18 protein-coding genes are annotated in these 24,946 nt (G+C 65.4%); 14 read left to right on the forward strand and 4 right to left on the reverse strand.

Going from position 1 to position 24,946, the window contains the following annotated elements; all coding sequences use genetic code 11:
- Positions 1-699, reverse strand: a complete 699-nt coding sequence (locus B4F19_RS10555) for a DUF2306 domain-containing protein (protein WP_292734747.1) — start codon at positions 697-699, stop codon at positions 1-3.
- Between the two features lie 134 nt (positions 700-833).
- On the opposite strand from B4F19_RS10555, the gene B4F19_RS10560 reads away from it, so the two are divergent.
- The 4 genes from B4F19_RS10560 (at position 834) to B4F19_RS10575 (ending at position 4,257) form a co-directional block, all read left to right on the forward strand.
- Positions 834-1,820, forward strand: a complete 987-nt coding sequence (locus B4F19_RS10560) for an NAD(P)-dependent alcohol dehydrogenase (RefSeq protein WP_292734748.1) — start codon at positions 834-836, stop codon at positions 1,818-1,820.
- Between the two features lie 89 nt (positions 1,821-1,909).
- The gene (locus tag B4F19_RS10565) at positions 1,910-2,365 is read left to right on the forward strand and encodes a DUF6326 family protein (protein WP_292734751.1); all 456 of its coding nucleotides are present in this window, start codon (positions 1,910-1,912) and stop codon (positions 2,363-2,365) included.
- A 35-nt stretch (positions 2,366-2,400) separates the two neighbouring features.
- Positions 2,401-3,135 carry a GIN domain-containing protein gene (locus tag B4F19_RS10570; protein ID WP_292734753.1) on the forward strand — a complete coding sequence of 245 codons (735 nt, stop codon included), beginning with the start codon at positions 2,401-2,403 and terminating at the stop codon, positions 3,133-3,135.
- Positions 3,136-3,276: 141 nt separating this feature from the next.
- Positions 3,277-4,257, forward strand: coding sequence for an FUSC family protein (locus B4F19_RS10575; RefSeq protein ID WP_292734756.1), 981 nt, complete (start codon positions 3,277-3,279; stop codon positions 4,255-4,257).
- Between the two features lie 109 nt (positions 4,258-4,366).
- Here B4F19_RS10575 and rpsA read toward each other — a convergent pair whose 3' ends face one another.
- From rpsA to B4F19_RS10590, 3 genes are all read right to left on the reverse strand, one after another.
- Positions 4,367-5,842, reverse strand: a complete 1,476-nt coding sequence (gene rpsA / locus B4F19_RS10580; RefSeq protein WP_292734758.1) for a 30S ribosomal protein S1 — start codon at positions 5,840-5,842, stop codon at positions 4,367-4,369.
- Positions 5,843-6,369: 527 nt separating this feature from the next.
- Positions 6,370-7,377: a hypothetical protein gene (locus B4F19_RS10585; protein WP_292734761.1), complete on the reverse strand. Its 1,008-nt coding sequence runs from the start codon at positions 7,375-7,377 to the stop codon at positions 6,370-6,372.
- Positions 7,374-8,936, reverse strand: coding sequence for an AAA family ATPase (locus B4F19_RS10590; protein WP_292734764.1), 1,563 nt, complete (start codon positions 8,934-8,936; stop codon positions 7,374-7,376). The genes B4F19_RS10585 and B4F19_RS10590 overlap by 4 nt, the downstream gene beginning before the upstream one ends.
- A 578-nt stretch (positions 8,937-9,514) precedes the next feature.
- Between B4F19_RS10590 and B4F19_RS10595 the strand changes: the two genes are divergently transcribed.
- The 10 genes from B4F19_RS10595 to B4F19_RS10640 all read left to right on the forward strand — a co-directional run bounded on the left by B4F19_RS10595 (position 9,515) and on the right by B4F19_RS10640 (position 24,796).
- Positions 9,515-9,688, forward strand: coding sequence for a hypothetical protein (locus B4F19_RS10595; RefSeq protein WP_292734766.1), 174 nt, complete (start codon positions 9,515-9,517; stop codon positions 9,686-9,688).
- A 45-nt stretch (positions 9,689-9,733) separates the two neighbouring features.
- Positions 9,734-10,624, forward strand: a complete 891-nt coding sequence (locus B4F19_RS10600) for a hypothetical protein (protein ID WP_292734769.1) — start codon at positions 9,734-9,736, stop codon at positions 10,622-10,624.
- 607 nt (positions 10,625-11,231) lie between these two features.
- Positions 11,232-13,181, forward strand: coding sequence for a type I restriction-modification system subunit M (locus tag B4F19_RS10605; protein ID WP_292734772.1), 1,950 nt, complete (start codon positions 11,232-11,234; stop codon positions 13,179-13,181).
- The gene (locus B4F19_RS10610; RefSeq protein ID WP_292734775.1) at positions 13,178-14,371 is read left to right on the forward strand and encodes a restriction endonuclease subunit S; all 1,194 of its coding nucleotides are present in this window, start codon (positions 13,178-13,180) and stop codon (positions 14,369-14,371) included. Before B4F19_RS10605 ends, B4F19_RS10610 begins: the two co-directional genes overlap by 4 nt.
- The gene (locus B4F19_RS10615) at positions 14,368-17,481 is read left to right on the forward strand and encodes a type I restriction endonuclease subunit R (RefSeq protein ID WP_292734778.1); all 3,114 of its coding nucleotides are present in this window, start codon (positions 14,368-14,370) and stop codon (positions 17,479-17,481) included. The genes B4F19_RS10610 and B4F19_RS10615 overlap by 4 nt, the downstream gene beginning before the upstream one ends.
- Positions 17,482-17,945: 464 nt before the next feature.
- Positions 17,946-18,047 (forward strand): SHOCT domain-containing protein, encoded by a 102-nt coding sequence (locus B4F19_RS10620; RefSeq protein ID WP_292734781.1) that lies wholly within the window; start codon positions 17,946-17,948, stop codon positions 18,045-18,047.
- 81 nt (positions 18,048-18,128) lie between these two features.
- A complete protein-coding gene (locus B4F19_RS10625; protein WP_292734783.1) occupies positions 18,129-18,701 on the forward strand; it encodes a hypothetical protein in 573 nt (190 codons plus the stop codon).
- On the forward strand, positions 18,701-19,918 hold the full coding sequence (locus B4F19_RS10630) for a DUF6361 family protein (RefSeq protein ID WP_292734786.1): 1,218 nt from the start codon (positions 18,701-18,703) through the stop codon (positions 19,916-19,918). The genes B4F19_RS10625 and B4F19_RS10630 overlap by 1 nt, the downstream gene beginning before the upstream one ends.
- A complete protein-coding gene (locus B4F19_RS10635; protein ID WP_292734787.1) occupies positions 19,911-21,713 on the forward strand; it encodes a phospholipase D family protein in 1,803 nt (600 codons plus the stop codon). Before B4F19_RS10630 ends, B4F19_RS10635 begins: the two co-directional genes overlap by 8 nt.
- The gene (locus B4F19_RS10640) at positions 21,710-24,796 is read left to right on the forward strand and encodes a hypothetical protein (RefSeq protein ID WP_292734790.1); all 3,087 of its coding nucleotides are present in this window, start codon (positions 21,710-21,712) and stop codon (positions 24,794-24,796) included. Before B4F19_RS10635 ends, B4F19_RS10640 begins: the two co-directional genes overlap by 4 nt.
- The last annotated feature ends 150 nt before the right edge of the window (positions 24,797-24,946 follow it).

Raw genomic sequence — 24,946 nt, forward strand, 5'->3', positions numbered from 1 at the left:
TCAGGATACAAGCGCACCACGCTCCGCCGCCCGCCGCGACGTGGCGGCGACCCGGCGCCTGATGATCACCTCGGCCACGAGGCAGTTCAGCACGAACCCCGCACCCACCACCCAGGTCTCACCGGATGCGTCGGGTTCGCCGAACGGAATCGTCCACAGGATCGAGACGAGCGCCTGTGTGCCGCCCGAGACCGCGATTGCGAAGGCACGGGTCGACCACGAGCCGTGCGCGGTGAAGTCGCGGCGCACGATGGCGATCGCCGACATCGTGAGGAACACGAGCATGACCGCGCAGAAGAACAGTCGCACCATCGCGAGCGGGAACTCCTCGTCGGGGCCGCCGAAGAAGAGCGCGAGCCAGGCTCCCGACAGGGCCGCGACGAATCCGAGCGGCAGCAGCACCCGTCCGGCGGTTCGATGCCACCGGCGGCGTGCCCGCAGCGCGGGCGAGAACTGAAAGGCACCGGCCACGCAGAACACGCTCATCGAGACGATGTGGGCGACCATCGCCACGGTGGATGCCCACGCGAGGGCATCGGCTGCGGGAGCGCTGGCCTCACGCAGGCTGAGGGCACCACCGATGATCGGGAGCGCGCTCAGCAGCAGCAGTCCGCTGATGGCGGGCCATCCGGACCTCGTTCGCGGCCGGGCATCCGGTGCCGCCGGCAGCGGCGGGGCGTCTTTCACGTGAGAAGGCATGACTCGATGCTCGCGTGGGTGCATCACCCCGCACATCGGCCTGGGGTACGGACTGAGGACCGTACTTCCGGCCGATCAGATCGCGGCCTTCCGGCCGATGACGGATGCCGCGCACGCGGCGCATTCTCGATGTCATGCACACCACGACGACCATGCGCGCCGCCATGCAGCGCCAGTACGGTCCGCCTTCCGTCCTCGAAATCGCCGATGTCGAACCGCCGGTTCCTGGCCGCGGCGATGTGCTCGTGCGGGTGCGGGCGGCGTCGGTGCACCCCGGCGACTACTTCGTCATGACCGGCGAACCATACATCGTGCGCCTCGCTTTCGGTCTGCGCCGGCCGCGCCATGCCATCCGCGGCATGGACCTTGCGGGCGTGGTCACGGCGGTCGGTGAGGATGTCGAGGGCTTCGAGCCCGGCGACCACGTGTTCGGGTGGTGCGCGACCGGGTCACTTGCCGAGTACGCCCGCGTTCCGGCGAGGAACCTCGCGCCCGTGCCCGAGAACTTGTCGCTCGCGGAGGCCGCCGCGGTGCCGACCTCCGGCATGACGGCGCTGCAGGCGATGCGGGATGTCGCGCGCGTGACACCGGGACAGCAGGTGCTCATCGTGGGGGCATCCGGCGGTGTCGGGTCCTTCGCCGTGCAGATCGCCACGTCCCTGGGTGCCGAGGTCACTGGCGTGTGCAGCGCCGGCAACGGGGAGCTTGTCGCCTCGCTCGGCGCCGACCACGTCATCGACTACGCGGCATCCGATTTCACCGCGCGGGAATCGCAGTACGACGTCATCCTCGACAACGTCGAGTCCCGTCCGCTCAGCGTCGTCCGTCGAGCCCTCACCCCCGCCGGCACCCTGATCCCCAACAGCGGGAAGGGCGGCCGCCTGCTCGGACCCATCGGACGAGTCATCCGCGCCCATGTGCTTTCCCTGTTCACCCGCCAGCGCCTGCGACCGTTCACCTCCGTCGGCACCCGAGAAGACCTGCTCACTCTGGCCGCGCTCGTGAGCAGCGGTCAGCTCACGCCGGTCATCGACCGCGTCTATCCGCTGGATGCCGCCGCCGATGCTCTTCGCCACGTCGCGACCGGGCATACGCGAGGAAAGGTCGTCGTCACGATCTGAGGTCGCTGACGGCATCCACACCGCGCATTGCGCACCCCGACCTGCCGCCGCCCTGGCGGATGGAACACCCCTGACACCGAGAAGGACCCATGACCACCTCACCCACCACGAAACCGCTCGCCACCGCGCTTGTCCCCGTGCAAGCGAAGCTCGCCGCCGCCTGGACGAGCTTCATGTTCCTGTACATCTATGTCGACTACTACCACCTCCACAAGCCGGACGTCATCGACAACATCCAGGCGGGTCTGGTGTTCGAATTCCCCATTACGCCGGCGCTGATGACCGGATTTCTCACGCTCACGGCGATCCCATCGGTGATGGTCGTGCTCTCCGCGGTCCTTCCCGCCCGCGCGAACCGCATCACGAACCTCGTCGTGGGCGTTCTCTACGTTCCCGTCACGGTGTTCAACGCCGTCGGCGAGACCTGGGAGTGGGCGCCCTTCTACGTCGTCTCGATCGGCATCGAGCTGGCGCTTCTGGCGTACATCCTGCGCTCGGCCTGGATGTGGCAGCGCGACGCCAGCCGACAGAACGCCCGGTCCTAACATCCCCCTTCCCCACCCTCTTCCTACGGAGCACCATGCACACCCGCACCCAACCGTTCACCCGCGCCGCGGTTCTCGCCGCCGCCGTCGTGCTTGTCGCACCGCTGTCGGCCTGCGGACAGATCCCGTTCGCAGGACCCATGACGACCCAGACGCGAGAGCTCGACGAGGTGGATGCCGTGGACCTTCGCACCAGCGGCGATCTCACCATCACGATCGGCGAGGAGGAATCGCTGACGATCACCGCATCTGCTGTCGCGATCTCGGCGCTGACCTCCGACGTCGACGAGTGCACGCTGGTGCTGGACTACGGCGGCGGCGCGTTCGGCGTGAGCCGGATCAGCTATGCCCTCACCGTGCGTTCCCTCGATCGTGTGCAGGTCAGCGGTTCGGGGAGCGTCTCGGGCGCCGATGTGCTCGGACCTGAGGGGGTCGTCGAGATCACGGACTCCGGCAGCCTCGCGCTGACCGACACTCACACGCAGGACCTGACGGTGAGGATCGACGGATCGGGCAGCGTCACCCTCGACGGTTCGAGCGTGTCGCTCGACCTCACGATGGACGGGTCGGGTGACTTCTCGGGCGAGGATCTGCGCACCCAGAAGGCGTCAGCATCGATCGCGGGCAGCGGTTCCGCGTGGATGTTCGTCACCGACACACTCCGTGCCAGCGTGAGCGGCAGCGGCGGACTCACCTATGCCGGTGATCCCGTCCAGGTCGCGACGGATGTCACGGGCAGCGGCACAGTGGAGATCGCGGCGCCCCGGTAGCCCATCGAAACGGGCGGCGCGGCTTGGCAGAGCTGCTGCCACCGTGGCCGCACGCGAAGTCCGAGGCGGATGTCGAACCTCCACCGGGCGCGCCGATCACTGGGATGCTGGGGGCAGAGCCCGCGACGAGAGGATCCGGCCATGCCCCGTCCACCACGCATGCTGCTGCTCACGCTGGTGGCGGTGCTGGCTGCCCTGCCGGTGATCGTGACGGCCTTCTCACCCTGGGCGGGCGCAACGAGCGTTCTCGTGCTGTCACTGCTGCCCGTGCTCGGTGTGGCGCGGGGCGGCATCCGTTCGATGGTCCTCGTGTCCGCAGCGGCGGCGGTGACCGTTCTCGTCTCACTGCTGCTCGTGCAGACCGGACCGCTTCTCCCCTGGCTCGGCACGGCGCTGGTCGTCGGCCTCGCCGTGCTCGCGTCGCCGCTCGTGAAGATCGGGCGAGAGAGCACCGGCGCCCTGGTCATTGTGCTGGCGGTCTACCTCATGGCGGTGCCGGAGTCGGCATCCGCACCGTTCGCGAGTATGGGTCCGCTGGGCGTCGCCGTCGCCCTCGGCGCTCTTGCGGCGTTCACCACCGCGTGGGCGAGCGCTGTCATATGGCTGGCGCTGCGGAGGGTGCGGATTCCGGCGTCCGAGGTTCCTCCGCCGACTCTCCCCTACACGTTGCTGTTGGCTTTTCTGGCGGGGCTGTTCACGTTCGTGACGCTGATGTGGTTCCGCGAGACGAATGCCTGGTGGTCGGTGCTGACGGTCGCGGTCGTGCTGCAGCCGACGGGCGCGAAGCTCGCGTCTCGCGTGCTGGCGCGGGTGGCGGGCACGGTGCTCGGCGGGGTGATCGCCTACGCGGTGGCGGTGTGGGTTCCGGCGGAGGCTGTCACGCTGGTGGGCGGTGTCGCCGCGCTTGTCACAGCCGTGTTGAAGCTCACGGCTCGGCCGTACTGGGCGTATGCGGCGGCGTTGACGGTGACGATCGTGTTGACGTCGTTCGCGCCGCGTGAGGTGCTCGCCGGTGATGCGATGCGGGTGGGGATCACCGTCGCCGCGGCGTTGTTGACGGCGGCGGCTGCGGTCGTGGTGGCGCGTTTCCTTCCCGCGCGACCGGCGTCCTCCGAGCGCTGACCGGAACCGAACGCGCCCCGGGAACGCTGAAAGGCCGGGACCCCCGAGGGGATCCCGGCCTTCCGTTGCTGTGTGGTGCTACCGGCTGTGACGCGGGTGGTGCCGGGTCTTAGCGGCCCGAGAGCTTCTCGCGCAGGGCCGCGAGTGCCTCGTCATCCGCGAGCGTGCCCACGGGGCTTTCGCTCGAGTACGAGCCGGAGCCCGATGCGGACGAACCGCTGTAGCTGTCGTCGGTTTCCTTGGCGGCCTCGGCCTCGGCGGCCTTGGCAACCGTGGCCTTGTGGGCTTCCCAGCGCGCCTGGGCTGCAGCGTATTCCTGCTCCCACTTCTCGCGCTGTTCGTCGAAGCCTTCCTTCCACTGGTTGGTCTCGGGGTCGAAGCCCTCGGGGTACTTGTACTCCCCGTTCTCGTCGTACTCCGTGACCATGCCGTAGAGGGCCGGGTCGAACTCGACACCGAAGGGGTCGATCGACTCGTTGGCCTGCTTCAGCGAGAGCGAGATGCGGCGACGCTCGAGGTCGATGTCGATGACCTTGACGAAGACCTCTTCGCCGACCGAGACGACCTGCTCGGCGAGCTCGACGTGCTTGCCCGAGAGCTCAGAGATGTGGACGAGGCCCTCGATGCCGTCTGCGACGCGAACGAACGCACCGAACGGAACGAGCTTGGTGACCTTACCCGGTGCGATCTGGCCGATCGCGTGGGTGCGGGCGAACACCTGCCAGGGGTCTTCCTGGGTGGCCTTGAGCGAGAGCGACACGCGCTCGCGGTCGAGGTCGACCTCGAGGATCTCGACGGTGACTTCCTGGCCCACCTCGACGACCTCGGATGCGTGCTCGATGTGCTTCCACGAGAGCTCAGAGACGTGCACGAGACCGTCGACGCCACCGAGGTCGACGAACGCACCGAAGTTGACGATCGACGAGACGGTGCCCTTGCGGACCTGGCCCTTGTGCAGGTTGTTGAGGAAGTTCGAGCGCGACTCCGACTGGGTCTGCTCGAGCAGCGCACGGCGCGAGAGCACGACGTTGTTGCGGTTCTTGTCGAGTTCGAGGATCTTCGCCTCGATCTCCTGGCCCAGGTAGGGGGTCAGGTCGCGGACGCGACGCAGCTCGATCAGCGATGCGGGGAGGAATCCGCGCAGGCCGATGTCGACGATGAGTCCACCCTTGACGACCTCGATCACGGAACCGGTGACAACACCGTCGTTCTCCTTGATCTTCTCGACGTCGCCCCAGGCACGCTCGTACTGGGCACGCTTCTTCGAGAGGATGAGGCGGCCTTCCTTGTCCTCCTTCTGGAGAACCAGCGCCTCGACCTGGTCGCCGACGTTGACAACCTCGTTGGGGTCGACGTCGTGCTTGATGGAAAGTTCGCGCGAGGGGATGACACCCTCGGTCTTGTATCCGACGTCGAGGAGGACCTCGTCGCGGTCGATCTTGACGACGGTGCCCTCGATGAGCGAGCCGTCGTTGAAGTCCTTGCCCTTGAGGGTCTCTTCGACCGCGGCCAGGAAGTCCTCAGCAGATCCGATGTCGTTGATCGCAACCTGCTTGGTGGCCGGGGCGGTCGTTGCAGTAGTCATGTAGTGGGTTGTCCTTGGATGGTGTTGTAGTCGGGGCCAGGCTCGACATCCGGGCAAACGGATGCCGCACCAAGGCCAGGTGGATTGGGTTATGCGATGTCACTCCCCCGCGTTCCCGCGGGCAGGCATGCAGAACGAAGCCCACGAGTGACACTTCAGGATATCAGAGCGGCGGGCCGGATTCGACGGCGCTCCCCGATCCCCCATCTCCGGACTCTGGGTGTCTCGGGCGCCCGAGAAAATCAGTCCAAGTCTGGCAGCGCCGGACGAATAGGCGACGTCAAGTGAGAACCGCATCGCGCCGGGCTATCGAGCACTTCGGCGCCGTTCGGTTTCGGCAGATGAGCTTGCAGCTTCATCGCTGCAGGCTCACGGATCGACCGCTGAGCTACCGGCTCGCGGGCACGGACCGATGGGGTCACGTGCGTTGCGCGGTTCTTGCGGTCAGCCCGGATCTAGACTGCGGCGAAGGCGACCAACACCGGACGTGTATACCGCTGACGCGAACGCCCAGCGCGCACGCGTGCTCACGCGATGAGCTTCGTGATGCTCACCATCGTCGGCTGGGTATTGTTCTCCATTGCCTCGGCCGTCTGGAGCGTCTGCAGCGCGAGTCTGTCGTCGTGCCGAATGAAGCGGAGATCGTCGTTCAGTACCTCGCTCGATAGGGCCGTGAAGTTGTGCAGGACGTCGAACGAAGATCCCGAACTGAACCAGATGAAGCGATCTCGGAGCGCGGTGGACTTCAAGAGGCGCACCTCGACGGCTATCGGCAGTGTCCGCCTTTGGAGCGCCTTGCTCAAGAAGTCTTCGATGCGTGCCTCATGACGTGGACGGTCAGCCGTCTGCCAATCGCGCTGGAGCTTCCCCAGGATGGACAAGGTCGCGTTTGCCGGCATCGAGTCGGCGAGCCTCTGGATGAGCCACTCGGCATGCGACGTAGTGCTGTTGCCGCTGATGAGACCCTCGAGAATGTGCGGATCGAGGATCTTCACTGCGGATGAACGCTCTGCGAGCGGATGGATGAAGGTATTCGCGACGGCGGGGCGGCGCGTCTTGCCGGTCGGGAACAGACCGGCCTCCTTCGCAGCAACCACGGCAGGCGACCGGTGGATCGTGCTCGCGAGGACAACATCCGAGTCGTCGACGGTCTTGGATCCCGACGTGTCGTCGACTCCGAACTCCTCAGCAAGCGCGCGACTGGCGACGAACACACGCGCGCCGGTCTGGCTGTCCCCTTCTTCTTCCTTGCGTCGCAGGATCTCGCCTACGCCCATGGCGCCTGGGAGCTGATCGAGGCGGTTCAGATCGTACAGGGCGTGGATCTGCGCTTCCCAAAGCTTCCTCGATGCCTCGCCGAGGCCGGCGATGGCATCGAGGAGCGCCCCTTGATCGGCCTCGGGAAGTGTCAGAATCCCGTGGGCGCCCAGGGTGGTGACCACCTCGCGATGGATCAGTTGGTCACGATCGGTTGGATGATCAGTCAGCGCGCCCGGATCCACCGCAATCGGGAACAGCACCCGCGGCTGGCTCATGCGGTGATCCCGAGGATGTCGGCCAGCCCGTCGTCGAAGAACCCGGTTGGCCATGGATCGAGGAGCTCGCCGCGGTCGCCGAGTCGAAGGCGGCGCAGGGAGGCGCCTTCGGCCGCGGTGTTGTCGACGTAGATGACTGCGACGTCATCCGGGCGGAGCTTCCCGCCACGGATCAGACGCCGCAGGCGAAGAAGGATCGCCTCGGAGTGAGTCTCGACGATGACCTGATTTCGGCCTATCGCCGCAGAAGTCGCGAACAAGTTCCCGAGACGTGCCTGCAAGCGCGGGTGGAGGTGCAACTCCGGCTCCTCGATGCAGATGATCTGCCGCTCGGCATGAACGCACACGTCAATGACCGGCAGGAGTTGGCTGACGCCGTAACCAACTTGGTCGAGGTCGACAGGTGCACCCGAGCGGGCGTCCTTCAGTGTCCACTTCTGCTGGTGCGGATTGCGGAGCTTCCAGAGCGGATCCTCCTCGAACACGTATGGAATCTCGAGCTGAGCCAGCATCTGATTCAGGAGGTCGAACTCGCTGAATCCCGGCCGTCGGGGCTTCCGATACCCATCGAACCAGCCGGAGTTGAAGGCGCCGCTAATGGGGTCGTAGGCCTTGCCCGGGGCGCCGCGATGAGGACCCAGGTAGCGGAGCAGGAAGGCCATCTCGAAGAGTTCGGCTTGCAGCTTCCGGTCGGCGTGTCCGAAAAGTTCGGCATCGATAAGCTTCGTCTCCCGAGACCACACCTCGCCATCCTCGCTCTCCTCGACGATGAAGGTCGCGAGCTGCGACTCGCCGAAGTCTGCGGGGTGAAAGGGGTCGTGGTCGTCGTCGAAGTTCTCCGGTGTGAACCGCTTGCGGATCACTGGTCCCGCATCGAGCGACCCGAACGATGTGGAGTGGACATCGATCGAACCCACCGGGTTGAGGTCGTAGTCAAGTGCGGCACTTGCACGCCGGCCGTCCTGAGCTTTGAAGTCGACGCCGAGCACGAGCGGCGACCGCCATTGATAGCCGCTCGAATCGTCGGGGTCGGGTTCTGCGTACGTCATCAGGCTTCGCGCGCTCGACTCGCTGAAGGCAGCGTCCCACGGACGAAGCGCGTCGTAACGCCCCGAGTCGACGACTTGCATTAGGAGTCGCAGGGCTTTGATCACCGTCGACTTGCCCGCGGAGTTCGGCCCGTAGATCAGGGTGATCGGAGCAAGGGCGATGTCGTGGGCGCCAGCGAACGACCGCAGGTTCTCGATGTGGAGCCGCTCGATCAAGGGGCTCGGTTCCGAGATCCGCGGCGAGGCGGTTTCATCGTGGGTGGTGCGGGGGGCCCGGGGCGGCGCCGCGTCTGCCTCATCGTTCGCGAAGGAGGAGAGAATCTCCTCTTCCTCTCGCTTCAGCCGCGCTCGTTCTGAAGCGACGGTTTCGCGCTCGCGCTGACGCTGTGCGTCGCGCTTCGCCTTCATCGACCTGGTGTCGATTCCGACCCAGTCCGCGCCGTACTCGACGTTGCGGCGCGGCGCATCTGGACTGCCCGACTCGGGGGTCGCGCCTACTGGATCCGGCATCCCGGCCCCTCTCTGCTGCTTCTGTCGTCAACGTCATTGAACCGTGGACAGGCGTCCACGGTCGAGAAGACGCTCCGCCCGGCAGGTTGCCCTGAGGCCAGGCGGAGCGTCGACGGGAGTCAGCGACGCGTTGCGCGCATCCAGAACGAGCCGTCGCCGTTGCTCACCTTCTCCCAGCCGCCGAAAGCGTGCTGGGAGCCGGAGTGCTGGTGCAGACGGGCATCACTCACCTCCCCACGTGACCAGCAGTTCTGGTCGCGGAAGTTCTTCCCCATGATGTTCACCCCCTCTCGGATGTTCGAGTTGCCCGTCGAGACCGTGCGGTTCTCGCGTTGTCTCCATCGTCGGCCGCCCGAGGCAAAGTTGATCAGGCTATGGGGGTCGCGTTCGTGTTGTCAAGCCGCCCGCCGTTACTGGCCGCGACTCCCTGCCACTTGCGGTGCTCGATGACATCGCCGTAACCTGATCGACTTTGCATCTTTGACCTCGCTGGCTGGGCGAGCGTCGGGGGAGTGCAGAGCGCGCAGTGCTGGAGGGTGCTGTGCGACCGGGCATCTGATCCGAGAAGGAGGTGAATCATGGCTCTGCAGAGTTCATCCCAGCCCGCCAGGCGCGCGAACCTCGAAGCTGCTGTCGGCGCGTGCGCCCTGCGTGTTTGGCGCGACCCCGGTTTTCAAGCCGTGCTCCGCAAGGAAGCTTGGCAGTTCATTGTCAACGTCTCGACTGAGGCGCGCGCTGCCGCTCGGCGCTAGGACGTCAGCGATCTCGCTCTCGGTGCTCGCGCCTAGTCTGGAGCCGTGGGAAGGCAGAACGGTGACGGTGCGACGGAGCGACAGCGGCGGTGTCCCTTTTGCGGTGCGTCCGGCGTCAAGTTCAGCAAGGAGCACTGGCTGCCTGCCGACTGGGGCGATTACTTCCCGCGGCTCCCGAACCTGATCTCAGCGCGGCACGACTATGACGGCGAGAGCACGAGTCGGGTCGAGAATCTCAGCCAGTTCGACAAGCAGTTCGACGGCATCTGTAGTGACTGCAATAGTGGGTGGCTACGGGAGATTGACGTCGCTGCCAAGCAGGTGGCGATCGATCTTGCTCTCCGGCGACGGACGTACGTGTCGGCTCCCGAGGTGTTGCCGTTGGCGACGTCGCTGTACCGGGCCGCGCTGATCGGGATGTGGGGTCAGCGGGATGCGTACGGGCTGCCATCAACACGCTTCTCCGAACTGTACGAGCTTCGACGGCCTCCTCGTGACGCCCATATTCTTATCGGGCACAACAACGAGGGCTTCCTCTACGCCGGCGGGAACTACAGCGCGCTCACGGTCGACGGATTCCGGGAGACTGCGGTTCGCAGTTTCGCATTCGGTGGTCTCGGCCATCTCTTCGTCGTCGTTATCGTCAGCGCGCCCGAGCTGGGAGCTGTTGTGAGCCACGCTGTGCGCGAGGTAAAGCGGGCGGCCGGCGGCTCATTGGTGGCGCTGTGGCCGAACAGCCGGCGACGGGTAGATCTGCCCCAGCACCCCATCTCACGCGAGACCGCCGCCCGTGTCACGGAACTCGGCGTGGCTCTGGGGTTGCGTGATCAGCCCGTTGAACGGACCCCGATCCCCGAGCGGGTCCGCGCGAAGTATCCGACGCGCGACGCCATCAATCGCAGTGTTCGGATGCCGACCAAACAGATCGATTGGTGAGGCGCGTCGGATTCGGCGATGCGCGCTGGTGGCGCGAGCTCTAGGGCGTTCGTCCGACGCTGTGGGCTGGAAGATGAATGGCCTGCGAACCGACATACCCGGCTGTTACACACGCGAGCTCAAGAAGCCGCTCCATCTTTCGGAGGACGAGGTTCGCCTGCCTGCCTCCTACGATCGCGACGCGGCCAAGGTGGCGGAGCACTGCCGGACGTCCTACGACCGACTGGTGGCTGGCGATCAACCCGCTGCTCTGAGCGCCGAGCGCCAACGTGAGGCACAGGCCGCGAAAACGTGCCCCAATTGCTATGTCGAAGTCCCCGCTTCCGGAGGGTGTGGCATCGGCGGGGAGTCGATCCGCTGACAGCCGCCGCTTACGTGGTGGATCGATGTGTCGCGGGGGCGATGGGGCGGAGCACTACATCCCTTGGGCGCGGCTATTCGATTCCGCAAATCGCACGAATCGGTCCCGCCAGCGGGCTTCGCCCGCAAGCGGATCCCTCGCAGTCCCGACAATGCGCCCACACCGTGTCGCCACCATGGGCCAGTATGGGAGCATCCGCGGCGCCGGCGCCGCTTCATCGTTGCTCGACAGCAGGAGTGCCCACCTGTGGTGAATCACGTCGCCTTCATCTGGAACATCGCCGAGTCGCTTCGCGGCCCGTTCAAGCCCTCGGAGTACGGGTCGGTGGTGCTGCCATTCACGGTGCTCCGCCGCCTCGACGCCGTCCTCGCCGACACCAAGCCCGCGGTCCTCGACGCTGCGAAGGGAATCGCGTCACTCCCCGAGATGCTCCAGGTGATGAAGCTTCAGGAAGCTGCGGGTCACCAGTTCTACAACACGTCCCCGTTCGACTTCGGCAAGCTCGTCGCCGACCCTGCCGACCTTCGCGCGAACCTGTCGTCCTACCTGGCCGGGTTCTCCTCGAACGTGCGGGACATCTTCGAGCGGTTCGAGTTCGACAAGACGCTGAACAAGCTGGCGGAGAAGAACAAGCTGTTCGCGGTGACCGAGAAGTTTGCGCAGGCCGACTTCCACCCCCGCACGGTCAGCAACATCCAGATGGGTCTGGTGTTCGAGGAGCTGATCCGGTTCGCGAATGAGAAGTCGAACGAGACCGCGGGCGACCACTACACCCCGCGTGAGGTCATCAAGCTCATGGTGGAGCTGCTGTTCGCGCTCGACGACGACGCGCTGTCGAAGTCGGGAGTGGTGCGGTCCATCTACGACCCGACCGCCGGCACCGGCGGCATGCTTTCCGTCGCCGACGAGTACCTCCGCACCCTGAACCCGGGCATCCAGCTGAGCCTGTACGGGCAGGACTACAACGACGCCTCGTACGCGATCTGCAAGGCCGACATGGTCATCAAGGGCCAAGACGTCGACAACATCGCACTCGGCGACACCCTCACCGAAGACGCCTTCGACGACAAGAAGTTCGACTACGGCCTCTCCAACCCGCCCTTCGGCGTCGACTGGAAAGACCAGCGCACCTACGTCGACGACGAACACACCAAGCTCGGCTTCAACGGCCGCTTCGGCCCCGGAACTCCCGCCGTCAGCGACGGCGCCATGCTGTTCCTGCTGCACCTGGTGTCGAAGATGCGGAAACCCGAAGACGGCGGCTCCCGCATGGCGATTGTCCTCAACGGGTCTCCACTGTTCTCCGGAGGCGCCGGCGGTGGCGAGTCGAACATCCGCAAGTGGCTGCTCGACAACGACCTCGTCGAGGCGATCATCGGACTGCCGAAGGACATGTTCTACAACACCGGCATCTCCACCTACATCTGGGTCCTCACCAACCGCAAAGACGAGAACCGCAAGGGCCGCGTGCAGCTCATCGACGGGCGCGAGATGTTCACCAAGCTCCGCAAAGGGCTCGGCTCCAAGCGCAACGAACTGTCCCCGAAGAACATCGAGACCATCGTCGGCCTCTACGCTCGCTTCGAGGACGGCGAGCACTCGAAGATCTTCCGCAACGAGGACTTCCTCTACCGCACCATCACCGTCGAACGCCCCCTCAAACTCAACTGGCACGCGACGCCCGAACGCATTGACACCGTCTTCGACGCCAAGGCGATCCAGAAGCTAAGCGAGGCGGATGCCGCAGCCCTTCGCGCCGCCCTCGACCGGCTCGGCACCGACACGGTGTGGAAGAACCGGGCTGAGTTCCAGAAGGTGCTGAAGGATGCCGCGAAAGCCGAAGGCCTCACCCTCCCCGCGCCGCTGCTCAAGACCGTCACGACGGAGCTCGGCGAGCAGGACGACAGCGCCGACACCTGCACCGACACCAAGGGGAACCCGGAACCGGATGCCTCCCTCCGCGACACCGAGAACGTGCCCTGGGACGAGGATGTCGACGCGTACGTCGCCCGCGAAGTCCTCCCGTACGCGCCCGACGCGTGGATCGACCACTCCAAGACCAAGGAAGGCGCGGAGATCCCCTTCACCCGCCACTTCTACCAGTACATCCCGCCCCGCCCGCTCGAAGAAATCGACCGCGACCTCGACGCCGTCATGGACCAACTCCGCGCAATGCTCGTCGAGGTGGAGCGGTGATTGCCGAGGTCCCGCTGAAATGGGTCGTCAGCTACAACGACGATTCCCTGCCTGAGTCGACGGACGAGAGCACTCAGATCCGATACGTCGAGATCTCGGACGTGAACGAGACTGACGGCATTACCGGCGCAGCCGATGTCGCATTCGGTGAGGCCCCGAGCAGGGCGCGCCGAATCTTGCAACGCGGCGACGTCATCGTGTCAACGGTTAGGACCTACCTCCGAGCCGTTGCCGCCGTCGGCACGAACTACGACGGTGCCATCTGTTCGACGGGATTCGCCGTGCTTCGCGCGCGTGGAGTGGACGAACGCTTTTTGAAGTACGCGGTCCTTGATCGCGCCTTCATGGATCAGGTCGTTGCCCAATCGACTGGCGTGAGCTACCCCGCGATCAACGCGTCGGACCTCGTTCGGATCCGGATCCCGCTTCCCGCACCCCACGACCAGCGGGCGATTGCGGACTATCTGGATCGGGAAACGGCGCAGATCGACGCGTTCATCGCGAAGAACGAGGAACTCATCACCCTGCTCACCGAACGCCGTGGCGCTGTCATAGAACTGGCGATTCGGGAGGGCGCAGGAGCGACCGCGAAGCTCGGAGTGCTACTCCGCGGTTTGAAGGATGGGACGCACGGCAGCTTCGCCCGAATTGAGAGCCCTCACCCGTTGCTCGGTGCGCGGAACGTTCAAGGTGGGCGACTCGTGCTTGATGGCAAGGAATCAACGATCTCCGAGGACGACCACCGCGCAATTGTCGCGAACGGATTCCCTCGCCGCGGCGATGTATTGCTTGTGATTGTTGGGGCAACAATCGGCAAGTCCGCGGTGTATGAACTCACGGACTCGTTGTCGTTCCAGCGCAGCGTTGCATTTCTCCGCCCCGGACGCCTCCTGACCTCCAGATTCCTCTGGTACTACACGCAAACGCGAGCGTTCCAGGACGAGGTTTGGTTGCGCGCGAAGGTCTCAGCGCAGCCAGGGCTATACCTCGGCGACGTAGCGAGCATTCCGATCGCTTTGCCCGATGTTGCAGCTCAGCAGGTCATCACGACGAGGCTCGATCGAGATGTCGTTGCCATCGACGAGGCCATTTCCGTCGCCACGACCACCATTGAGCTTGCTCGTGAGCGTCGCGCGGCGCTGATTTCTGCGGCTGTGACGGGGAAGATCGAAGTGGGGGTGGCGGTGTGAGTGGTGTTGCCGGGGCACATCTGGAGTCGGTGCTGGAGAACGAGATCGCCCGGCATCTCGCCGCAAACGGTTGGCTTTACTCGCCAACCGATGCCGGCTACAACCGTGAACTCGCCCTGTTCCCCGACGACGTGCTCGGCTGGCTGGAGGATTCGCAGCCGACCGAGTTCGCGAAGGTCGTCCGACCCGGCGACACCGACGCGCAGCGCAAGGCCGCGGGCGACGGCATCCTGAACCGCCTCGCGAAGTCGCTGGATCTTGACCCCCTGAAGAACGGTGGGACGATCCGGATCCTGCATGAAGGCTTCTCGATGGTGCCTCTGCATGGCGGCGCCGTGAAGTTCAAGCTCGCGCAGTTTCGGCCGGCGACCACTCAGAACCCGGACACGCTTGAGGCGTACGCGAAGATGCGGGTGCGGGTGATGCGTCAGTTGCATTACTCGGTGAAGCATCCGAACAAGGCGTTGGATCTGGTGCTGTTCGTGAACGGCATCCCGGTCGCGACGGTCGAGTTGAAGACCGACTTCACGCAGTCGATCGGGAACGCGGTGGACCAGTACCGGTTCGACCGATCGCCGGCGGGTGAGCCGTTGTTCGGGTTCGCGAAGCGGTCGCTGGTGCATTTCGTGGTGTCGAACTCCGAGGTGCGGATGACCACGCGCCTCGCCGGACCGAAGACGCGGTTCTTGCCGTTCAACAAGGGTGCGGATGAGGGTGCGGGGAACCCGATGAACCCGACTGGGTCGGCATCCGCCTACTTCTGGGAGGAGATCCTGCAGCGGGATACCTGGCTGCAGCTGTTGGGTTCGTTCGTGCACCTGCAGGTCGAGGTCGATGTCGACCCCGACACGGGAAAGAAGACGAAGACGGAGAAGGTGCTGTTCCCGCGGTACCACCAGTGGCGGGCCGTGACCCGGCTGGTCGAGGCAGCGCGGGTGGAGGGGCCGGGGAACCGGTACTTGGTGCAGCATTCGGCGGGGTCGGGGAAGACGAACTCGATTTCGTGGCTTGCGCACCGCCTCTCCCAGCTGCACGATGATGCGAATGTGCGGGTGTTCGACACGGTTGTCGTGGTCACCGATCGGACGGTGCTGGACAAGCAGCTGCAGGATGCGATCTCGCAGTTCGAGAAGCAGGCCGGGGTGGTGCAGTCGATCACAAAGGATGCGGGCGAGTCGAAGTCGAAGCAGCTCGCCGCCGCGCTGACCGGCGGCAAGAACATCGTGATCGTAACGATCCAGTCCTTCGAGGCGCTGATCACCGCGATCCAGACTCTGCCGGAGTTGCAGGGGCGCCGGTTCGCGGTCATCGCGGACGAGGCGCACTCATCCCAGACCGGATCGACCGCGGGTGCGCTCACGAAGGTGCTGTCGCCGGACGAGCAGGCCGCAGTCGCGGAGGGGGCCCCGATCGATTCGGACGCGTACCTGCAGTGGGCGATGGAGGTCACCGCGTCCGCCCCGAACATCTCCTACTTCGCGTTCACCGCGACCCCGAAGGCGAAGACCCTCGAGCTGTTCGGCCGGGTCCCGGAGGACGCGGGGCCGGATGCGACGCCGGAGCCGTTCGATCTGTATTCGATGCAGCAGGCGATCGAGGAGGGCTTCATCCTCGACGTGCTGCAGAACTACACCCCGTACAAGGTGGCGTGGAAGCTGCAGCATCCCGATTCCGACTACGACGGTGCCGACGAGGTCGACGAGTCGACCGCGGTGAAAGCGCTCGTACAGTACGTCAGGTTGCATCCCACGAACATCAGCCAGAAGGCGAAGATCGTCGTCGACCACTTCCGCACCTTCGTGCAGCCGCTGCTCGAGGGCAAGGCGAAGGCGATGGTCGTCACGGGGTCGCGCGTCGAGGCGGTGCGATGGAAGAAGTACCTCGACGACTACATCGCTGATCGCGGGCTGCAGGATGTGAGGTCGCTGGTCGCGTTCTCGGGAACGGTCGATGACCCGGACGATGTCGGTGAGGGGCTGACGGAGCGGACCCTGAACCCGGGTGTCCAGTCGGATCTCGCCGAGGCGTTCAAGCCGGCCACGTACAACGTGATGATCGTGGCGGAGAAGTTCCAGACCGGGTTCGACCAGCCTCGCCTGGTCGCGATGTACGTCGACAAGAAGCTCGGCGGCGTGCAGGCCGTGCAGACCCTCTCCCGACTCAACCGCACCTACCCGGGCAAGGACAAGACGTTCGTCCTCGACTTCGTCAACGACCCTGTCGAGGTGCTGGATGCGTTCCTGCCGTACTACCGGAAGGCGACGCTCACCGCGACGACCGACCCGAACCTGATCTACGACCTCGTCGTGAAACTCGACTCCGCCGGGATCTACTACATGTCGGAGGTCGAGCAGGCGTTCGATGCTGCGCTGGCCGGTGGCGTGAATGTGAACTCGAAGGTGTCGGCGGCGACCGCTCCGGCGGTGGACCGTTTCCAGAAGCGGTGGGTCGCTGCGGTTCTGGATGACGACAAGGCCGAGCAGGACGAGTTGCGCCTGTTCAAGGCCGATGTGGGCAACTTCGTGAAGTTCTACGACTTCATCTCCCAGGCCCGGAACCTCGAAGACACCGACCTCCCGCGCCGGCACTACTTCTTCCGCCGCATCCTCCCCCAACTGTCGACCGCGACGATCATCGAACCCGTCGACATCTCGGACGTGACGCTGGTGGGGTACAAGATCAGCGCCGGCGAGTCGGTGAAGCTGAACCTCGAGCAGGGCCCTGGGCTGGATCCGATCACCGCGATCGGGTCGGGCGCGATCCACGAGAAGCACCGGTCCGCGCTCGAGGAGATCATCCAGAAGCTCAACGAACGCCTCGGCGACAAGTACGGCGTCGGTGTCATCGACCTGCAGATGAACCACATCGTCGGCAAGCTCGCCCTGGACGTCGAGCTCGCGAACCAGGCCGCAGTGAACAGCCCGCAGCAGTTCGCAGAGTCGCCCGCGCTGCCGAAGGCGTTCACGAAGGCGCTGCTCGGTGTGCGCGATGAGACGCCCGCATTCATCGATGACCTCTTCAGCGACAGCGGGCTGTTCGCCGAGCTGGGGAAGGCGCTGCCGGCGATGCTGTATGAGTACCTGAAGGACCAGGGGGCTGCACGTGGCTGAGCGCAAGGAGCGTCGAAGAAGTGCGTTTCGCTGGGGAAATCCGCCGAAGTGTGATCCTTCACCGAGTGAGCATGGGAGGCACACCTTCGGTGTCTCCGGGCGACAATAGCGTCTGCGCATGAGTTCGTTTGGCAAGGTAATCGGTGGCGCGTATCTCGATTCGACAGTCGCCACCGCAACGTTTGAAAGTGACCTGGTCGTCCAAACGGGGTTCAAGCGCCGCAAGCTCACCGCTGAGCACGTGAAGTCGTGGGAGGAAATCCCGATTGAGACGAAGGACACCGCCACCAGCGCCATGGGAAAGGCGGCAGCAGGCGTCGCGCTGCCGGGGCGCTTCGGCAAGGCGGCGTCGGCCGCTGTGGGCGCAGCCTTCGACCTCGTTTTCCGGACTCGTCAAGGACCGCTTCTCTTCCGGAGCCAAGACGTCGACAGATGCTCCCGTCACACATGCTCCGCAAGTCGATGTGACCGAGCAGCTGCGCAAGCTTGCCTCTCTCAGAGATGCCGGCATCCTCTCGGAGGAGGAGTTCGCTCTCAAGAAGACGGAACTGCTTGGGCGCCTCTGACTGGCGGGCCGCAACTCCGCCTCGGAATCCGTCCTCCCACCGCGCGACGGACCCACACGCTAGGGTGACGGCGGGGGCAGCATGGAAGCATTCGAGCAATTTGTCGCGTTGTCGATGGAGTCTGAGGGACTCGTCGTGTCGGGCGCACTCAAGTTCAACGTCACGCGCAAGACGCGCAAGGCCGCCTATGACGAGTACCAGACTCACGGGTTCGAGGTAGACCTCGTCGGCGCATGCAGAGACCGGCTCGTCCTTGCGACGGTCAAGTCGTTCTTCGGCTCTCGGGGCGTGGTCGCTAGCCACGTCAAAGGCGACGGCACCAACTACGCGAAGTGGTACGCACTGCTCAACCAAACCGATGTGCGTGAAGCGGTCGTGAACCGCGCTGCGGAGCGGTTCGGCTACGACGTCGATCAGATCGAGATGCGTCTGTATGCGGGACGATTCTCGACCGCGGCGAGCGAAGCGGAGATCCGGGAGTGGGCGAAGTCTCAGATCATCGGAAGCGGTCCGCTTCAGGTCTACGACGCGAAGCACGTGGTGGCCAAAGTGCGCGAGGCCGCGAAGTCGAAGCAGTACCGCGACAGCGCGGTCCTCGCCACCCTCAAGGTCCTTGACGCAACGGGAGCGCTCGTCCCGACATCACAGACGTGATGGCATCCGCGATCGCGTGGCTCGACGCCTCGAGCGAGGAACAGCGACGGATGCGAGACATCATCCGGCTCTTCTCCGACCGCGAGAGTCGCGACGAGCTCGGACTCGGTCAGATCCGAGATGCGATCGCAGACGCGCTCTTCCCTGGAACCTCCACGCTGCTCACTCGCGCGCGATACCTGCTGTTCGTGCCGTGGGCGTACCAGCTTGCCGCCAACCGCCCGAACCCCGCAGCCGCCGCCGACCGGTTCGAGCGCGACATCATCCGTGCGCTCCGGGACTCTGACGACTACGCCGGTCTTCTCGGGATGCAGGCTGGCGAAGCATTGAAGACACTCCCCTCGGCGGTGTATTGGTCAATGCTCCGGCACTACGGCATCCTCGCCGATCCGTCCCTATCGCGAGAAGAGTCGATCGCGATCCGTGTGCGCGGAGCACTGTCCGATGACCCCACCGCAACACAAAGCGGAAGGCCGGACGCCTGGTCATCGACGATGCCGAATCCGCCCGACGGGTTCCCGCAGTCGATCCCCGGGGGTTTCACACTCCGATACGAAGAGGCGGCATGGCTGCGGGACCGTCTGCTCGGCTTCGCGCCGGAGACTCTTCTTGCGCATCTGGTCATCGACCGCCCGGCGCCGGAGAGCCCGACTCCCTGGGCCGATGCAGCGGCACTGCGGGTCAGTGGTACCGCTCGTGAGTGGCTCGACGACGCACGATCGTTCTCCGCACTCATGCACGGTGCACAGCTGCTCTACAACCTGATGCTCGCGGAGCAGTACGAGTCAGCCGGCTATGACAGACTCAACGCTCCGTCCGAACGGTTCGGGGCTGCGCTGGAGGATTGGCAGTCACGCTTCGAGGGTCTTGTCGATCTGACGTCGTGGGACCTGGCGGCACTGCTTCATCGCGTCGACATCGTCCGCGGGTCTCCGATCAATCCCCGCACCCGACAGTTCGTGACTGCGTGGCGAGACCTCCTGGCCGATGGGGGCGGCCAGTCGATCATCGAGTACGGGCCGGCTCGTGAGTTCATGGCGGCGCGCGAACGGCAGCACAAGGGTCCGCAGGCGCGTCTCGGAAACCTCGGACGTCTTGCCTCCTGGGGTGGCACTGCGGGAGCGGGCGCGATGACGTATCGATGGTCCACTGTTCGCGGCATCCTGCTTGACATTCACGCCGGGCTCGACAGCGCACCCGGAGACCAGGATGCTTGAGCCGCAGACCCGCGCGGCACTGACCGAGCAGCTCAGACCGCCCCCCGGATTCGAACTCGCGCACGCCGTGGGAACGACGTTCACGCTGGATCTGGCCTCTGCCCTCGCCGTTCCCCTGTCTTTCGCGTCGCACCGTGTCGCGGTGCGAGATGACACGCTCGGGGTTCTCGATTCCATCCGCCGCGCTGCCGATCGAGTCGACATCTTCGCTCAGGCGGGCGAGATCACGATGGGCACGCGCTCGGACCTTGTCGCGTTCCTCGAGCCGATCGTCCACCCCGTCGCTCCCCGCCGGGGACTGTTCCACCCGAAAGTGTGGTTCCTCGAATACCGCGCAGGAGAGACCAGCGCCTTCCGTTTCCTCTGCTCCAGTCGCAATCTGACCGCCGATCGCAGCTGGGACGTCATCGTTCGATTGGACGGCCACCCCGCCCCACCGGGGAAGCTCCGAGAGTCCGCGGCGATCAATCGACCCCTCGTCGACCTCCTCCGCTCGCTTGCAGACAGGGCCGTGCACCCGATCCCACCAGCGCGCCGCGCGCGGATCGATGAGCTCGCTGCGCGCTGGCGCGCGATCATCTGGGATCTACCCGACCCGATGAGAGCGGTCGCCTTTCACGCTTTCGGCGTCGGAGCACCCCCGGAACTCGATCTCCACGGCAAGCGCGCACTCATCATCTCGCCCTTCCTCTCCGACGAGGGAGTGGGAGCGTTGCGAACCCGAATCCGCACTGAGACGCACCTGGTGTCTCGAGCCGAGAGTCTGGACCGACTCGGTTCGCGCTCGTTCGACACCCGGCTGTCGGCGTATGTGCTCGACGACGCGGCAAGTCCCCCGTCCGACGAGTCAGCTCAGGACGCGGACGTCCCCGTGCCGCGCGCCGAGCCCCTGGCCGGATTGCATGCCAAGGCCGTAATCATCGACCGGCTGGACGGGGCCCACGTCTTCCTCGGATCAGCCAATGCAACGAACGCCGGCTGGAGCGCGAATGTCGAGGTGATGGTCGAGTTCGTCGGCCCCGTGCCGCGGGTCGGGGTGGAGGCGACGTTGAGTGCTCTCGGCGATCTCGCCGTTCCCTACGAGACCACCGGCGGAAGGGAGCCGGATGCGCGTGAAGAAGCAGAGCGCGCGCTCGAGTCCCTGGTTCGCGGCTTGGCCTCGGCTCGCTTCAGCGCGCGACTCCTCACCGACGTCGGATACGCGCTGCGCGTCTGGGCCGACGAGAACTTCGCCGCAGCGGTGGCACGGCATGAGGATGTCGTGATCACGTGGCACCTTCTCACCCGCCCTGACCTGGGGAGCGCGACGATCGGATACGACGAGTCGACCGGAGTGGTGGTCGACGGCATCCCCCTTGCGGACATCACTCCGTTCCTGGTCTTGACGGCGACGGATTCGGGCGGCAACCAGCGACGAACCGTGGTGCTCGCCCGCCTGCTCGACGACGTCGAGAACAGGCGCGATGCGGTAATCGCGCGGCAACTCACCGACAGGGCAGCGTTCATCCGGCTCCTCACGCTTCTGCTGGAGCTGTCAGGGGTCTCGGTGACAAATGGGAACTCGGCCGATGCCACCGGCTTCTTCGGTTCTACGGCTCGCGGCGGCACCGGCGCCGGCCTCTTCGAAGCACTGGTCCGGGCGGTCGGAGACGATCACGGGGGCCTGTCCGACGCCCGCCGGATCATCGATTACCTGCGCGAGCATGACGCGGACGCCGTTCTTCCGGATGGCTTCGACGAGCTCTGGAGCCAGGTGTGGGCTGCGCACCGCTTGTTGCGAGGAGAAGAAGAGTGAGCGAGGTCGACGTCGAGTCCGTCATGGCGGGCCTCAAGGGTTTTCAACGCGCAGCCGTTGATCATGTCATCGAGCGCTTCTACGGAGTCGGCGGCGAGGGCCGATCCGGTCGCTTCCTCGTCGCCGACGAAACAGGGCTCGGCAAGAGCATCGTCGCGCGAGGAGTCATCGCCCGAGCAATCGAGCACCTCCAGACCGTCGACCGCGTAGACAGAATCGACATCGTCTATGTCTGCAGCAACACCGACCTCGCGACACAGAACCTGCGCCGCTTGAACGTCACGGGCGACGAGCACATCGGCATGGCAACCCGTCTGACAATGCTGGCGAGAGAGAGCCGCCGCCTGACAGCGCCTTCCTCCGGATCGGGGAAGAGGGTCAACCTCGTTTCGTTCACGCCGGGAACCTCATTCAGCGATGGCGGTTGGCGTCAGGGGTCTGCGCCGGAACGTGCGATGCTCACGATCATCCTTGATCAGATTGCGAACCGAACCGACTCCGACCGTCGCGTGACGCGCCTCATGATGCACGGGACGGTGCGGTCGCCCCAGCGATTCGACAACCGGTACGTGAAGCCGCTGCGCGCTGACCTGAGTGGCGAGCCTGACCCTCGGATCGTGGATGCGTTCACCCGGCTGATCAACGAGAACGGTACGCTCGGCCGTTTCGTGTCCCTTCGCGAGGAGATGAAGTTCAAACGGGCGGTGCCCGCCGAACTCTGGCACCGCACCCACGACCTGATCTCGGATCTCAGGCAGGCCCTGGCGAAGGCCGGTGTCGACACCCTGGAACCGGACCTGATCATCCTCGATGAATTCCAACGGTTCCGACACCTCCTCAATCCGGATTCGGGAGATGCCGCCGATCTCGCGCATGCTCTGTTCGAACACCGCGATGCGCGGGTGCTGTTGCTCTCCGCAACTCCGTACAAGCCGTTCACGAACAGCGACGATGGCGACGACGACCACTACGAGGACTTCCTCGCCACCGTGCGCTTCTTGGCAGGCGGGAGCGCGGGCAGTGAGAGGGAGGTTGCGGCGTCCTTGGCCGAGTACCGTCAGACGCTCACCGTCGGCGGGGATGCCGCGGCGGCGGCATCGCGCGTCAGGGCGGTGCTCACGCCCCTGATGACACGGTCAGAGCGTCCACCGATTGGTGAACGCGACGATCTCGTTGCGGTACACCACTTGCCGACGACCTCGCCGACCGCCGATGACCTGCGGGAATGGGCAGCGCTACGGGCGCTCGGACACGCTGTGGACTCCCCCGTCGATCTGGAGTACTGGAAGTCCATCCCCTACTTCGCAAGCTTCATGGACGGGTACAAGACCGCCGACAAGGTCAAGACGGCGCTCGAAGGCGCCGCCTCGAGCACTGTCGCTGACCTTCTCGCGTCGACGCGATCACTGGATCGCCAAGCTGTCGAGGCGTACGAGCAGATCGACCTCGGGAACGGCCACCTTCGCGCGCTCGCCGACGAGACGCTTGGCCGGGGCTGGTGGCAGCTGCTCTGGGTTCCTCCCACGATGCCGTACCTTGAACCGGGCCCGATCTATGCCCCGCTCTCCGACGGCTCGGTCACGAAGCGGGTGCTGTTCTCCGCGTGGACGGGAGTACCGACAGCGATCGCCGCCCTACTGAGCTACGAGGCTGACCGGCTCGCGGCCGGCGACCGCACCCTTCTGCGGGACAACACCCCCGACGCGCGTAAGGCAGTGGGAGCGCGACTGCAGTACCGGCTCGCCGATGGTAGACCCGCAGCGATGTCAACGCTCGCCCTGTTCTGGCCCCACCCTGCGCTCGCGGAGCTTGGCGATCCCCTGGCCGCAGCCCGAGAGTCAGGCACCCAGGTGCCGGCAGCGTCACTGGTTGAACGGATCGGCGAGCGACTTGACGCGGGGCCGGATACAGACCAGGTCGCCGATGCAGTGTTCTCGTATCCGGGGCTCTTGCCGGATTCTCTCCGCTCGGCGGGCGCCGAGCGCCTGCTCGAGTACCGCTCCGAGGAGGGCCGCTTCGCGGGATTGCTGGAGCATGTGAGGCTCGCGCTCGACACCGCGGGCATCGGAACCCACACGCATCCGGACCTCGCGCGAATCGCCGCCCATTCACCCGGCAACATCGCGTGGCGTGCGCTCCGCAGTATCGCCGGCCCCGACGTGACCGCGGAGGGTCTGTGGGGCGCGGCGTTCGAGCTTGTGCGCGGCATCCGGACCCTCTTCAACCGCACCGAGTCGACGGCACTACTGGTGACCCTGTACGGTGAGCAACCCTACTGGCGCAGCGTCATTGAGTACTGCGCGGACGGAAACCTGCAGGCCGTGATGGACGAGTACCTCTTCCAGTTGGTCAGCGAAGGCGGCGGCGCGGAACTCGACGACGATGGACTTGCCGCGTTGGCGCGACGGGCTGTCGAGTCGATGGAGCTTCGCCCTGCACGCTACGTCGCACGAGACAACACACCCGAGCGCGGCGAGATCCCCATGATGGCGAGGTTCGCCCTCCGTTACGGCGGCCGATTCTCGTCCGACGCCGACGAAGCCGCTGGCGTCCGTCAAGGAGAAGTCCGGGCCGCCTTCAACAGCCCATTCGCCCCCTTCGTTCTCGCCTCGACCAGTGTCGGCCAGGAGGGCATCGACTTCCACTGGTGGAGCCACTCGATCCTGCATTGGAATCTTCCCTCGAATCCGGTCGACTTCGAGCAGCGCGAGGGACGTGTGAATCGCTTCGCCGGGCATGCCGTGCGCAAGAACGTTGTCGAGCATCATTGGAACGACGTGCTGCTCTCGAACGACGTCAGAGCGTGGCGCGCAGCCTTCGACGCGGCGGCAACGTCATCGAACGAGCTCGGGGAGTTCTCTCCATGGTGGATGTACCCGGGGAGTGCGCGCATCCATCGGGTGATCGCGCACTACCCGCTGAGTCGGGACATCGCGAAGTACGAACAGCTGCGAACCGCCCTGACTCTGTATCGCCTAACCCTCGGCCAGCCGCGCCAGGAAGACATGGTCGAGCTGCTCGCCAAGAAGGGCGTTGACGGTGAGGCGGTCCCCACGATCGACCTCCGGCCGCCTGTGCCGTGAACGCGGATAGGCTACTCGCCACGACCTTGTGTTCGTCCGGATTCGTTCGGGCGACCATGTCCCGCGCCGCTCACGAGAGGCTGGAAGTCGTGGCAGCCGGAACGATTGGCATGTTGGAGCGCAGCACGGTGATCTCAGCGATTCCCGTGT

The sequence above is a fragment of the Microbacterium sp. UBA1097 genome (assembly GCF_002313585.1).
In the GTDB taxonomy this organism is placed as follows: domain Bacteria; phylum Actinomycetota; class Actinomycetes; order Actinomycetales; family Microbacteriaceae; genus Microbacterium.

Bases quoted from the DNA above. Each gene is read 5' to 3' on its own strand.
- B4F19_RS10575 (WP_292734756.1), top strand. From the start codon at position 3,277: ATGCCCCGTCCACCACGCATGCTGCTGCTCACGCTGGTGGCGGTGCTG.
- B4F19_RS10595 (WP_292734766.1), top strand. From the start codon at position 9,515: ATGGCTCTGCAGAGTTCATCCCAGCCCGCCAGGCGCGCGAACCTCGAA.
- B4F19_RS10590 (WP_292734764.1), bottom strand. From the start codon at position 8,936: ATGCCGGATCCAGTAGGCGCGACCCCCGAGTCGGGCAGTCCAGATGCG.
- B4F19_RS10570 (WP_292734753.1), top strand. From the start codon at position 2,401: ATGCACACCCGCACCCAACCGTTCACCCGCGCCGCGGTTCTCGCCGCC.
- B4F19_RS10555 (WP_292734747.1), bottom strand. From the start codon at position 699: ATGCCTTCTCACGTGAAAGACGCCCCGCCGCTGCCGGCGGCACCGGAT.
- B4F19_RS10625 (WP_292734783.1), top strand. From the start codon at position 18,129: ATGGAAGCATTCGAGCAATTTGTCGCGTTGTCGATGGAGTCTGAGGGA.
- B4F19_RS10565 (WP_292734751.1), top strand. From the start codon at position 1,910: ATGACCACCTCACCCACCACGAAACCGCTCGCCACCGCGCTTGTCCCC.
- B4F19_RS10560 (WP_292734748.1), top strand. From the start codon at position 834: ATGCACACCACGACGACCATGCGCGCCGCCATGCAGCGCCAGTACGGT.
- B4F19_RS10630 (WP_292734786.1), top strand. From the start codon at position 18,701: ATGGCATCCGCGATCGCGTGGCTCGACGCCTCGAGCGAGGAACAGCGA.
- B4F19_RS10585 (WP_292734761.1), bottom strand. From the start codon at position 7,377: ATGAGCCAGCCGCGGGTGCTGTTCCCGATTGCGGTGGATCCGGGCGCG.
- B4F19_RS10635 (WP_292734787.1), top strand. From the start codon at position 19,911: ATGCTTGAGCCGCAGACCCGCGCGGCACTGACCGAGCAGCTCAGACCG.
- rpsA (WP_292734758.1), bottom strand. From the start codon at position 5,842: ATGACTACTGCAACGACCGCCCCGGCCACCAAGCAGGTTGCGATCAAC.